The organism is Yersinia sp. 1252 StPb PI (assembly GCF_048593885.1).
Taxonomy (GTDB): Bacteria; Pseudomonadota; Gammaproteobacteria; order Enterobacterales; family Enterobacteriaceae; genus Yersinia; species Yersinia enterocolitica_E.
Genome location: NZ_JAZGQE010000041.1, coordinates 1 through 13057, shown reverse-complemented (window position 1 = coordinate 13057; position 13057 = coordinate 1). Strand labels below are relative to the sequence as shown.

Here is a 13057-nt window from a genome sequence, read left to right as displayed (position 1 = left end):
GGGGCGTAATCGCCCCTCCTGACAGGAGGCAGTATGTGGTTCAGTGCCTTATCGAAAGCAGGCGGTTTGTTGGTTATCAGTACGGTGCTGGTGGCTTGTACCGTGGTTGATTTGGATGAAAACGGTAAACCGATTCTGCCAGTCGATCCTAACGCGGTGGTCAGTGACTATAACCAGCCACCGGATAAAGTCGCCTCCACCATTTGGGTGAGTAAAGTTATGCCGTTTGCCAATAGCAATGCGCTCAGTTGGCAGCAGGTAAAGCAGCAACAAAGTCAGCCAGCAGCAGGGAAAAATAGCCAAAGTCGTTTTGTTCGTTTTAACGGCAAAGTGGTAGCGGTAGACACAGAAGGGCGGGAAGGGTTGATTCGTTTGGCCATTGACGGTGATGAACAAGTGCTGCAAGTGGGGCCAATCGTCAAAGGTAATGCCATTCGTGATGCATCAACGTTTATCCGCTTCGAAGATTTTAAAAATCAGGTGCAATACGCCCAGCTCTCTAAAGCATTAAGCAAGCGTGCTTTGCAGGATGTGGCAAAACCCGATGCCAGTTGGGTCGGGCAGCAAGTCGAGGTATTGGCAGCGGTGACACTCACCCCTACCGGTCTGAGCAATGGTGTGCCGCTCAGTTTGAATAAGGAGAGCCACTAATGGATCACAGACCTGACATCGTCATGCGTGCTGAGGACATTTCAATGCGTTTTCCTGGCACATTGGCGCTAGATGCTGTCAGTTATAACGTTTATCGCGGCAAAGTGAATGTGATTATCGGCGAAAATGGCGCCGGAAAATCTACCTTAATGAAGATCTTGGCTGGGGTACAGCAACAAACATCCGGCCAAATCTACCTGAATGGTAACGCGGTGAGTATTGCCAATACTCGTGAGGCGGCGGCGCTGGGTATTGGCATGGTTCATCAGGAGCTGAACCTGTCGGAAAACCTCAATGTTGCGGAAAACATCTTTCTGGGGCGTGAGATTCAGCAAGGCTTGAAACCCATTAATCAGGCGGCGCAGGAGCTGATTGCTGAACAGTTAATGGTGCGTCTTGATCAGGTTATTTCGCCGAAAGAGATGGTGTCAAACCTGAAAGTAGGCCAGCAGCAATTAATTGAAATCGCCAAGGCACTGGCAGAACAGGCGGATATTCTGATTCTGGATGAGCCGACGTCGGCGTTGAGTAAAACCGAAGTTGATATCTTGTTTCGGGTTATTCGCGAACTGACGCGACAGGGTGTTTCCATCGTCTACATCTCACATCGTTTGGAAGAGTTGATGGCGATTGGTGACTACATCACGATTTTGCGTGATGGCCGTTTTCAGGCTGAAGCTGCGGTAAAAGATATTGATGTACCGTGGATTGTGCGTGAAATGCTGGGCAGTGACCCGGTTTCCAGTTTTCTTCACCCGGACCGCACATTCGGTGCGCCGATGATGGAGGTTGATAACGTCACGTTAATCAATGAATCCGGCAACACGGTAGTGAATCAGGTCTCATTGCAAGTGCGGGCGGGTGAAATTGTCGGCATCTATGGGTTGATGGGGGCAGGTCGTACCGAATTGTTTGAATGTCTGCTGGGCACGCAGCAGAGCTATCTTGGCACTATCCGGCTCAATGGCACGTCGATTAATGCCAAAACCTCAACCGCAGAGCGCATTCGTCTGGGAATGAGTCTGGTACCGGAAGACCGTAAAAAAACCGGTATTTTCCCTGTGTCATCGGTGGCCAATAACCTGACCATTTCCAGCTTATGGCGTCGGTTAAAACACAGCTTCACTATCTGGCAAGAGAGTGAGTCACAAGTGGTGGCGTCGGTTATCGGGGATTTGTCGATCAAAGTCTCTTCACCGGAAGTAGAGATTCAGGCTCTCAGTGGCGGTAATCAGCAAAAAGTGGTGATAGGGCGCTCATTACTGACCAGTCCAAACATCTTGCTGTTGGATGAGCCAACGCGAGGCATTGATGTCGGGGCGAAAGCTGATGTGTTTGAAATGATGGTGAAACTCTCTGAGCAGGGGATTGGTATTTTGTTCTCAACCTCTGATCTGAAAGAGATCATGGCGGTATCTGACCGCATACTGGTGATGTCGAATGGCAAGCTGACCGCGAACTTATCCCGTCAGTCGGCCAGTGAATCGGCATTGGTTACGGCAAGCGCACAAGGGTTCGAATGATGAAAGCAACAACTGGCACTGCGTTGGCGAGTCACCGGCCCGGTGGCGCGTCGTGGTCACGGGAAAATATGCTGCTGCTTCTGCTCAAGATGCGCACTTTTATTGCCCTGTTTTTGATTCTTGGTTTCTTCTCCGTGATGGTTCCGGGCTTTCTGGCGACGGGTAGCTTGATCATTATGGTGAAGCATATCGCTATCAATGCCTTCCTCGCACTGGGCATCACGTTTGTCATTATCACCGCAGGGATTGACCTCTCTATCGGGGCAACCTTGGGGCTGTGCGGCATGATCGCAGGCTGGATGATCACCCAAGGTATTGTATTACCGATGTTTGGTATTGCCATTTTCCCTAGTGTTTGGGTGGTAGTCCCGGTGGTATTGGTCATCGGTGCACTGATTGGCGCGGTCAATGGTTGGATTATAACCCGCTATAACGTCGCGCCGTTTATCTGCACCCTCGGTACCATGTATGTGGTTCGTGGTGCGGCGATGCTGATTTCTGGCGGTGAAACCTTCCCAGGCTTACAGGGTAATCCACAACTCGGAAACACCGGTTTTGATCTACTGGGGTCTGGCACGTTACTGGGTTTGCCGATCGCCATCTGGATCATGTTCATTTTGGCTCTGGTGATTGCCTATGTAGCGCGTCGCCTACCTTTTGGTCGCCATGTCTACGCTATTGGTGATAACGAGAGAGCCGCCGAACTGTCTGGCGTCAAAGTCCGGCAGGTCAAAGTTTGGGTTTACACCATTTCCGGTTTCTGTGCGGCAATTGCCGGGATCATTGTTTCCGCTCAATTGGTGGCCAGCCACCCTGCGAACGGCAGCGGCTTTGAGATGAATGCGATAGCGGCCGTGGTATTGGGGGGAACTTCTCTGGCCGGTGGCCGTGGCACCATCCTCGGCACACTGATCGGCGCATTTGTTATCGGAATTTTGGCTGACGGGCTGGTGATGATGGGGGTCAGTGAATTCTGGCAAATGGTTATTAAAGGTATCGTAATTATTGTGGCTGTGATTATCGACCAGATGCAAAACCGTATGCAGCATAAAGCAGCAATTGTGTCGCAAAAAGCCAACGTAGTTGCGCAAGTGGGCAAAAGCGAGCAGGCATAAAGAACCCATAACGGCTAATGGGCTGATGGGGTAACACCTTGCCCTAAGCCGCAGAACACTGAAGAGGTAACGCCGGAGGAGGCTTTCCGGTCAGGCTTGATGAAAGCTATTTTTTAGCACCATCAGGAATAAATATTCGCTAATGAGTAAAAATTCAATGGCGAAGGAAAATATAAGAGAGGTAATGTCATGAATCCGTATTCACTGTCAATCGATGAGCTGGTGAGAAAGGCGCGGGCTATCCGCCGCCGGATCGTCCTGCTTAATGCGAACAGCCCCGCAGGGGGGCATACCGGTGCTGATCTTTCGCAGGTAGAGATTCTGACCGCACTCTATTTCCGCATCCTTAATTGCGCACCTGACCGGTTAACTGATCCTGAGCGCGATATCTATGTGCAATCTAAGGGCCATGCCGTTGGCGGCTATTACTGCTGTCTGGCGGAAGCGGGTTATTTCCCAGAGGAATGGTTGGCAACTTATCAACACGCTAACTCTCATCTGCCGGGCCATCCGGTAAAACACAAAACGCCGGGGATCGAATTAAATACCGGCGCGTTAGGACATGGTTTACCGGTCGCCGTCGGGATCGCATTAGCGGCAAAACGCGCCAACAGCCAACGCCGAGTATTTGTTCTGACCGGCGACGGTGAGTTAGCCGAAGGCAGTAACTGGGAAGCGGCATTAGTGGCTGCTCACTATCAGTTAGACAATCTGATAATCATTAACGATAAAAACAAACTCCAACTGGCGGGCACCACCAAGTCAATTATGAATACCGACCCGTTGGCGGATAAATGGCGTGCATTTGGTTTAGAAGTAACGGAATGCCAGGGTAATAACATGCAATCGGTGGTGGAAACATTGGAGGCATTACAACCCAAGGGTAAACCCAATGTGGTGATTGCCAACACCGAAAAAGGTGCCGGTATCTCCTTTATTCAAGGGCGCGTGGAGTGGCACCATCGGGTGCCGAAAGGTGCTGAAATTGATCTGGCACTGGAGGAATTGAGCGATGAGTAATGCAGAACATTTGGCCTCAGTGATGGTTGAGCAGTTTATCAAAGCCGTGGATAACGGTGTTGATCTGGTTCCGGTGGTGGCTGATTCCACTTCGACGGCGAAAATCGGGCCGTTTACTGCTCGCTTCCCTGATCGCGTGGTTAACGTAGGTATTGCCGAACAAGCGATGGTCGGCACAGCCGTGGGCTTATCCATGGGCGGGAAAGTTGCAGTAACCTGTAATGCCGCGCCATTCCTGATTTCACGCTCCAATGAGCAGCTAAAAATCGATGTTTGCTACAACAATAGCAATGTTAAGTTGTTCGGTCTCAATTCTGGCGCCAGTTACGGGCCGCTGGCCAGTACTCATCACTGTATCGATGATATTTCTATCTTACGTGGTTTTGGCAATATCGAAATTTATGCTCCCTCTGACCCACAAGAGTGCCGTCAAATAATTGATTATGCTATCGCCCATCAGGGACCGGTCTATATTCGTCTGGACGGCAAATCCTTGCCACAACTCCATGATGAGCACTACCACTTTGTACCGGGGCAGATTGATGTCTTGCAGGATGGTCAGGATATTGCTCTGGTAGCGATGGGTTCTACAGTGCATGAGGCTGTAAGTGCTGCCGCGATACTGGCGGATAACAACGTTTCTGCTGCGGTGGTCAACGTTTCTTCTATTCGTCCGTGTGATACTCAGCAACTGTTAACCATTCTCCAGAAGAGTCAGCGGGTGATTACCATCGAAGAGCACAACATTAATGGTGGTGTGGGCAGTTTGGTGGCTGAAGTGTTGGCCGAAGCGGGCAGCGGGATCCCATTGGTGAGATTAGGTATTCCTGATGGCGGCTATGCGATTGCTGCCGACAGGGCAGATATGCGTGCCTGGCATGGTTTTGATGCGGCAGGCATTGTAGCGCGTGCTCTGCGGTTTTGCCGAGGAGAGTAATCATGTCAACGCCGATTATTCTGGCTATTGATGAAGGCACCACCAATGCCAAAGCCATTGCAGTGGACACTGCCGGGCAGATTCTGGCGAAGGTTTCAGTGCCTCTTCTGCTGAATCACCCAAGGCCCGGTTGGGCAGAGCAGGACCCGCTGGCTATCTGGCAGGCGGTCTGTTTGGCAATCGAAGGCTGTCTGAACCAGTTGGCAGGTGCGCGGGTGGCCGGTGTTGCCATCAGTAACCAGCGTGAGTCGGTGCTGATTTGGGAGCGGGAGACCGGCACACCACTGACGCCAGTGGTGAGTTGGCAATGTCGGCGCTCAGAGCTTTTCTGTCAAACGCTGAGCCAGTTACCGGAGGCGGCAATGATTGCCGAACGCACTGGATTGCAGATTGATCCGCTGTTTCCGGCCGCTAAGGTTCACGGCATGCTGGCAGAAATCCCACGTGGTGTGGAACGTGCGGCTCACGGTGAACTGTGCGTCGGAACCATCGACTGCTGGCTAACCTGGCAGCTCAGTGGCGGCCAAAGTTTCTCGACCGATTTCTCCAATGCAGCCCGTACCCAACTGTTTAATATTCATTCCGGCCAATGGGATCCTGACCTGCTGGCGCTATTTGGTATCCCCAGTCTTTGTCTGCCTGCGGTATTACCCTCGGCGGCTATCCACGGACATACCGGTAATACCGGTATTATTGGCTTGCCACAGGGGGTACCGATTGTGGCACAAATCGGCGACTCCCACGCTGCGCTCTATGGGCAGGGCGGTGACCGTGCGGGCGAAATAAAAGCGACCTATGGTACCGGCTCTTCCCTGATGACTACCGTGAAGCAGGCGGTAACACAGAGCAATGGTCTGAGTACCACCATTGCCTGGCATGACGGCGAACTACGTTATGCCCTCGAAGGCAATATCACGCATACCGGTTCGGGGGTGGCGTGGGTTTCACGCATGCTAGGTATCACGGATTTAGCGCACTTGACCGAGATGGCGCAAAGTCAGTCAGGTAATCAGGGGGTCTATTTTGTTCCAGCCCTCTCGGGATTAGGGGCGCCTTATTGGGATAGCCAGGCTCGTGGTCTGTTCTGCGGCTTGACCGATGCTACCACCCCTGCGGTATTAGCCCGCGCCGGGTTAGAGTCGGTCGCCTACCAAATAGCCGACGTCTTTTTTGCTATGGAGCGGGCTGGCAACCATCGTCTTGAACGGCTGCGGGTAGATGGTGGAGCGACCAGCAACCGCTGGTTGATGCAATTTCAAGCCGACCTGTTGCAGCGCACGTTGATACGCAACCATACCGCCGAAGTATCGGCACTGGGAGCGGCATATTTAGGCGGGAAAACCCTCGGTTGGTGGCAGGATAACCAGCAATTAGCCGCACTTCCCCGTGAAGTGGAATACATCGAACCGCGCGCTCAAAGTGCGGAGATGCAAGATAACTATAGCCTCTGGCAAACGGCCATCGCGCGCGCGCGTTTTCAGCCGAAATAACCCACACTAGGAGTAAGCATATGTCAGCAATACCTCGTAAGTTAACTTTCGCGGTGATTATCGGCAACCGGGGGTTTTTCCCAAGCTATCTGGTGGCTGACGCGCGCCGTGATGCTCAGGCGCTGTTTGATAGACTGGGCATCAACATCATTATGCTCAATGAAGAGCAAACCCCCTTGGGGGGGGTTGAAAACTGGCGTGATGCCAACGTGTGTGCCGAGTTATTCCGTAAGCACAGCGAAGAGATCCATGGTGTAGTAGTGATTCTGCCCAACTTTGGTGATGAAAAAAGTGTCTCAGATGCTATTCGCCTTTCGGGCCTCAAAGTACCGGTATTAGTACAGGCTGAAGAAGATGCGCTGGATAAAATGGGGCTAGCGACGCGTCGCGACAGCTTCTGCGGCAAAATCTCGTTATGTAACAACCTGCGCCAATATGGCATTCCATTCACATTGACCAAGCAGCATGTTTGTAGTCTAAACAGCGAAATATTTAGCCACGACGTCGAGCAATTTGTACAACTGTGCCGTGTGGTGCATGCCATGAAACGGGTGCGTGTCGGGGCTATTGGTGCTCGTCCAACTAACTTTAATACCGTGCGCTACAGCGAGAAGTTATTGGAGAATTTGGGCATTACTGTTGAAACGCTCGATTTATCCGAAGTGTTCTTCCGCGTCGCTAATCTCAGTGATAACGATATTCGTGTTGGTGAAAAACTGGCGCTGTTAAAAGCCAACGGTGACACCAGTGCCATCCCACAAGATAAGTTACACAAAATGGCGAAACTGTTTGTGGTTATCAGTGAATGGATTATCGCCAACGATATCGATACCACCGCCATGCAGTGCTGGACCTCGCTGCAACAGAATTTGGGTATCAACGTCTGTTCCATTATGAGCGTGATGTCCGGGCAATTGATGCCAAGTGCCTGTGAAGTGGATGTCATGGGGGCACTATCGATGTATGCGCTGGCGAGTTGCTCACTGGCGCCGGCCTCAATTGCTGACTGGAATAATAACTTTGGCGCAGAGCGTGATAAATGTGTGTTATTCCACTGTGGCAACTTTGCCAGTGAAAGTCTGGAAAGCTCAACCATGGGCACCGCTGATATTATCGGAACAACTGTAGGTTGCGAGAATACCTGTGGTGCTGTCCATGGCCGCATGAAATCCGGGCCATTGACCTATTTCCGCCTCTCTTCTGATGATTTTACCGGCCAGGTTCGGGCTTATGTCGGTGAAGGCCGTTCTGTCAGTGACGAGTTAGATACCGTGGGTTGCCGTGCGGTAGTGGAAGTGCCACAGCTGGAAAGCTTACTTACGCATATCTGTAATAATGGTTTCGAACACCATGTGGCGATGAACCATTCAGCGACAGCTCAGGTATTGCAAGAAGCATTCAGTAAGTATCTGGGAGTTGATTGTTACTGGCATGGGAAGTCGCCGCTTTAGTTTCAATGACGTTATCAAATGCCGCACCAGGGAGGGCGCGGCGAATCATTATGGTGATTATTAACCGAGCGCAGTCGCTTTAAAGCAAGGTTTCGGCGGTTAATCTGTCGGTAATCAATACATCAACATAGTTACCCATCAGTGCGCCACGAATGGCAGCACTTTTCCCTACCCCTCCTGCCAGCGCTACCACTCGGGGGCAGGCGCGCAGTTGTGGTAGCGACATACCAATCACTGGATCTTCTTCATCGCTGAGTACCGCATCGCCAGCAGCATCAAAATAATGCAGACATAAATCACCCACGGCGCCACGCTCTGCCAGCAACTTGAGCATCTCTTCGTGATAATAGTTACCGGAGTTTCTCAATAGCTGTGATGGCTCCAGATCACCAATTCCCACCAATGCCAGATCAACTTCGGCGAATTTATTCACTACATCGGCAACTTCACCACTGGATATCAGGCGTGCGCGGTCTTCTGTCGAACGTTCAATGCTTTGAGCGGGCAGCAAGTAAGCCGGGCAATTTAAAATATTGGCTAATGCTTGAGTTAACAAGGTGGCTTGCACATTACCATTGGGGCCAACCCCTCCCAGTAATTGGATAACCCCGCTGGTTTTGATGTTAAGCGGATGAAGGTTATCAACCATCGCCCGGATAGTGCTACTCCACGAAGAGATCCCCACCATATCGTTTGGGCGAATACTGGTTTGCATGTAATGGGCAGCAGCAGAACCAATAGCTTGCTTTATTTGGACTGGGTTGGCGTCATCAGCAATATCCACCACAATGGCCTGATCGATTCCATAGTGTTTTTGAATCCGTGATTCGATACCAATAAACATATTGGCAGGCTGAATCACGCTGATTTTCACCACTCCTTCTTTAACGCAGCGGGTGATCGCTCGGGAGACAAAAGATTGAGATAAATGCAGGCTGTCAGCAATTTCAGATTGCTTCATACCTTCGCTGTAATACAGCGTGGCTATTTTCACCAGCAACCGTTGCTCATCTTGTCTCGACATGGTTCCGTCCCGCTAATTACCTGATGTTGGTATTTTTATTCAAAGCTGAATAAATAACAAGCTGTACCGAATTTTAACGTCAGAGAGGCGGTATAAACAAACTGATACCCCTATGACCCCGAGTTACGGGGCGTTAGGTGTGTCTGTTGCAGACGATTCCTCTGTTTTTTCTGCTTCTTCTTGTTGGTCAGGAGGTGGCATAACATCGTGGATCATTTGCTCGTCAAAACTAGGGTTCAGCGCTGGTGACAGTGGGGAACTGACCAGACTGTCCGGTATTGCCATATGTGGAACCGGGGCATCGTTAACAAATTCGTCCTGATCTTGTTTCACCGTTCTGCTCAGTGTTATCAGGCCCACACCACACAGTACGAAGAATGCATACAGAATATTGCCACCCAATGGCTGAATCAGGGCACCTACAGCAAGCGGCCCGATGCTGGCGCCAACGCCAAATGACATCAGTAAGCATGCCGCCAGTGACACACGCCGCTCTGGTGCAATCAGGTCATTAGCCAGAGCGACCACCAGTGGGTAGAGGGTGAACTGCAACATGCTGACGACAAACCCCAGACCCAGTAAGAAATGGAACGAGATATGGGGCACCAGGGCCAGCGGCAGCGCAGTTAATGCCAGTAATAATGCGTTAATACGGATCAATAGCGTGCGGTTATAGCGATCGGACAACCAACTGAGAGGAAGTTGGGCCACTAAACCGGCAAAGATAGATAATGCCATAAACAGGCCGGTCTCCTGCGTTGATAGCGATTGCAGGCTGGCATAGACCGGTGCCAGACCATAGAAGGAGCCGACAATCATGCCAATCACCAAAGTTGATGCCAGTATTTTGGGAATTGAACTGATAAAGAATTTCAGCTCCATAGGGGCTGGGGACATTTGTTGGGCATTACTGCGCGTTGTCAGGGCCACAGGCACCAGGCAAAGGGCAAAAAATAGCGCAATAATCATCAGGGTGCTCAAACCCAACTCAGGTTGGAGCATTAATACCACCTGACCTAACGCCATACCGGCATAGGTTGCAGCCATATAAACACCAAACACGATACCGCGTTGATTAGAGGCTGCCTGATCATTGAGCCAACTTTCCAGCACCATAAACTGACACATCATACAGAGGCCAATAATCAAGCGCAGAACTACCCATGCGGGGATGTATTCAGTAAGTCCATGGCTTAACACGGCTGCCGTGATAATACCGGCACAGGCGACATAAGCGCGAATATGGCCTACGCGGGCAATCAGGAAATGGCCAACCTTGCCACCGATCACCAGACCAATATAATTTGCGGCAATAATTGCCCCAATTAATGCACCTGAGACATGGATGGCGGTCAACCTTAGCGAAATATAGGTCGTCAATAAGCCTGAACCCAGCAACATCAAAACGGTTGCACTATAAAGTGGGAAAAAGGCGTTAAGCGTTTTTTTCACTATCTCGTCCTTAGTTCATCATCCCGGATAACTATCCAGTACCCCTGATGCAACTTGCCGCATCCTACGTTGCCGATAAATTCGAACAGCCCTTTTGATACTAACAGCTAAGCCTGTGAGGTAAAGCTTTGTACGGGAAAGCGCTTTTTTTCATTCCTCCTTGCGAGAGGTTTCGCATAACTGACAGTGGTTGTCGTTACGGGCTAAAGAAGTGCTACTATCGGCGGCGGGAGATTTTATTAGAGTAGGGGGCAACAATGAGCGAGAAACAATTACGCCAGCTCAGTATTGCAATCGGGAATAAGCTAAAGGCCCGTGGTGCCTGGGTGACCTGCGCTGAGTCCTGTACAGGGGGTTGGGTGGCCAAAGCATTAACTGATATTGCGGGGAGTTCAGCGTACTTTGACCGTGGTTTCGTGACATACAGTAATGCAGCCAAACACGATTTGCTCGGTGTGGACGAAATCACGTTGGCAAATTATGGTGCTGTGAGTGAAGCCGTAGTACGAGAGATGGCGCTCGGAGCATTGAGAGAAGCGAATGCTGACTTCGCGGTATCTATTAGTGGCATTGCCGGGCCTGATGGTGGCAGTGCGGATAAACCGGTTGGTACGGTATGGTTTGCTTTCGCGGCACGTGAAGGGCAGATTTTGGCATGCAAACAGATTTTCCCCGGTGATCGCGATGCAGTAAGGCTGCAAGCGGCTGTTTTCGCGCTACAAACACTATTCGATGATTTTCTGTAAAAATAGGCTTGATACTGTATGATTGTACAGTATAATTAGCGGTAATTTCCTGCATAAAACAACATTCAGTGGTAATGGTAGGGGTAACCCCTGCATACCAGAGAGGGAGTAAAAATGGCTATTGATGAGAATAAACAAAAGGCGTTAGCAGCAGCACTGGGCCAAATTGAAAAACAATTCGGTAAAGGCTCTATTATGCGCCTTGGCGAAGACCGCTCAATGGATGTTGAAACCATCTCTACCGGTTCCCTTTCTCTTGATATCGCATTGGGGGCGGGTGGCTTGCCAATGGGGCGTATTGTTGAGATTTATGGCCCTGAGTCATCAGGTAAAACAACGCTAACGTTACAGGTTATTGCTTCCGCACAGCGTGAAGGCAAGACTTGTGCATTTATCGATGCTGAGCATGCTCTTGACCCAATTTATGCCAAAAAATTAGGTGTAGATATTGATAACCTGCTTTGTTCTCAGCCAGATACTGGCGAGCAAGCATTGGAAATCTGTGATGCATTGACTCGTTCTGGTGCTGTTGACGTTATCATCGTTGACTCGGTTGCTGCATTGACGCCTAAAGCCGAGATTGAAGGCGAAATCGGTGACTCTCACATGGGCCTTGCGGCACGTATGATGAGCCAGGCTATGCGTAAGCTGGCGGGTAACTTGAAGAATGCGAATACCTTACTGATCTTCATTAACCAGATTCGTATGAAGATCGGCGTTATGTTTGGTAACCCTGAAACCACCACCGGTGGTAACGCACTTAAATTTTACGCGTCTGTACGTTTGGATATTCGCCGTATTGGCGCAGTAAAAGAAGGCGATGTGGTTGTTGGTAGCGAAACTCGCGTTAAAGTTGTGAAAAATAAAATTGCAGCGCCATTTAAACAAGCTGAATTCCAGATTCTGTACGGTGAAGGCATCAATATTAACGGCGAACTCGTTGATTTGGGTGTTAAACACAAACTGATTGAGAAAGCAGGTGCATGGTATAGCTACAACGGCGACAAAATTGGTCAAGGTAAAGCGAATGCCAGCAACTATTTAAAAGAAAACCCAGCGGTTGCGGCAGAGTTGGATAAAAAACTGCGTGAAATGCTACTTAACGGTGGGAACGGCGAACAACCTGTAGCAACAGCAGCATTTGCCGATGAGACTGATGAAACTAGCGAAGAGTTTTAATTAATAAGGTTAAAACAGCGCGTTAGTATCAGCAGATTAAGTAGTTAACAAGCGGCCCATCAATTGGGCCGCTTGAGTAAATAGCAATTCGTATTCAGCCCTCCACTCCTGCTCATATCCAAAATAATCAGAACCCGTACCTACCTGCAACGCCGAGAGAGAAGGCTGTTACCCAAAATAATTTGATTACAGCAAGGTAGCCAACGAATGAGTCCCGATGAGTTGACCCTTGTCAGTAATTCGGGCGAGTGAGCGCCGCTAACACAGCAGTAACGTCAAGTAAGAAGGGTAATACCCAAAGTAATTGGGGTTACAGCAAGGCAGCCAACGAATGAGTCCCGATGAGTTGACCCTTGTCAGTAATTCGGGCGAGTGAGAGCCGCTAACACAGTAGTAACGTCAAGTAAGAAGGGTAATACCCAAAGTAATTGGGGTTACAGCAAGGCAGCCAACGAATGAGTCCCGATGA

11 protein-coding genes are annotated in these 13057 nt (G+C 50.2%); 9 read left to right on the top strand and 2 right to left on the bottom strand.

The genetic code is table 11. The features are described 5' to 3' along the window. The first annotated feature begins 33 nt into the window (after nt 1–33). The 7 genes from V2A85_RS08630 to V2A85_RS08600 all read left to right on the top strand — a co-directional run bounded on the left by V2A85_RS08630 (nt 34) and on the right by V2A85_RS08600 (nt 8187). Nucleotides 34–651 carry a DUF2291 family protein gene (locus V2A85_RS08630; protein ID WP_083160269.1) on the top strand — a complete coding sequence of 206 codons (618 nt, stop codon included), beginning with the start codon at nt 34–36 and terminating at the stop codon, nt 649–651. Further along, on the top strand, nt 651–2174 hold the full coding sequence (locus V2A85_RS08625) for a sugar ABC transporter ATP-binding protein (protein WP_083160267.1): 1524 nt from the start codon (nt 651–653) through the stop codon (nt 2172–2174). The genes V2A85_RS08630 and V2A85_RS08625 overlap by 1 nt, the downstream gene beginning before the upstream one ends. Beyond that, on the top strand, nt 2174–3289 hold the full coding sequence (locus V2A85_RS08620) for an ABC transporter permease (protein WP_372559834.1): 1116 nt from the start codon (nt 2174–2176) through the stop codon (nt 3287–3289). The genes V2A85_RS08625 and V2A85_RS08620 overlap by 1 nt, the downstream gene beginning before the upstream one ends. A gap of 189 nt (nt 3290–3478) precedes the next feature. Beyond that, nucleotides 3479–4309 carry a transketolase gene (locus V2A85_RS08615; RefSeq protein WP_372558109.1) on the top strand — a complete coding sequence of 277 codons (831 nt, stop codon included), beginning with the start codon at nt 3479–3481 and terminating at the stop codon, nt 4307–4309. Further along, nucleotides 4302–5246: a transketolase family protein gene (locus V2A85_RS08610; RefSeq protein WP_420071255.1), complete on the top strand. Its 945-nt coding sequence runs from the start codon at nt 4302–4304 to the stop codon at nt 5244–5246. The genes V2A85_RS08615 and V2A85_RS08610 overlap by 8 nt, the downstream gene beginning before the upstream one ends. Nucleotides 5247–5248: 2 nt before the next feature. Further along, the gene (locus V2A85_RS08605; RefSeq protein WP_420071254.1) at nt 5249–6736 is read left to right on the top strand and encodes an FGGY family carbohydrate kinase; all 1488 of its coding nucleotides are present in this window, start codon (nt 5249–5251) and stop codon (nt 6734–6736) included. A 20-nt stretch (nt 6737–6756) separates the two neighbouring features. Then, nucleotides 6757–8187 carry an L-fucose/L-arabinose isomerase family protein gene (locus V2A85_RS08600; RefSeq protein WP_372558112.1) on the top strand — a complete coding sequence of 477 codons (1431 nt, stop codon included), beginning with the start codon at nt 6757–6759 and terminating at the stop codon, nt 8185–8187. Nucleotides 8188–8266: 79 nt separating this feature from the next. On the opposite strand, the gene V2A85_RS08595 is transcribed toward V2A85_RS08600, so the two are convergent. Together V2A85_RS08595 and V2A85_RS08590 are read right to left on the bottom strand one after the other, a co-directional pair. Beyond that, nucleotides 8267–9211: a sugar-binding transcriptional regulator gene (locus V2A85_RS08595; RefSeq protein WP_420071253.1), complete on the bottom strand. Its 945-nt coding sequence runs from the start codon at nt 9209–9211 to the stop codon at nt 8267–8269. 123 nt (nt 9212–9334) lie between these two features. Then, the gene (locus tag V2A85_RS08590) at nt 9335–10663 is read right to left on the bottom strand and encodes an MFS transporter (protein ID WP_372558113.1); all 1329 of its coding nucleotides are present in this window, start codon (nt 10661–10663) and stop codon (nt 9335–9337) included. 257 nt (nt 10664–10920) lie between these two features. On the opposite strand from V2A85_RS08590, the gene pncC reads away from it, so the two are divergent. After that, nucleotides 10921–11409, top strand: coding sequence for a nicotinamide-nucleotide amidase (gene pncC, locus V2A85_RS08585; protein ID WP_083160252.1), 489 nt, complete (start codon nt 10921–10923; stop codon nt 11407–11409). A 114-nt stretch (nt 11410–11523) separates the two neighbouring features. Further along, a complete protein-coding gene (recA, locus tag V2A85_RS08580; RefSeq protein WP_083160250.1) occupies nt 11524–12588 on the top strand; it encodes a recombinase RecA in 1065 nt (354 codons plus the stop codon). Nucleotides 12589–13057 lie beyond the last annotated feature (469 nt).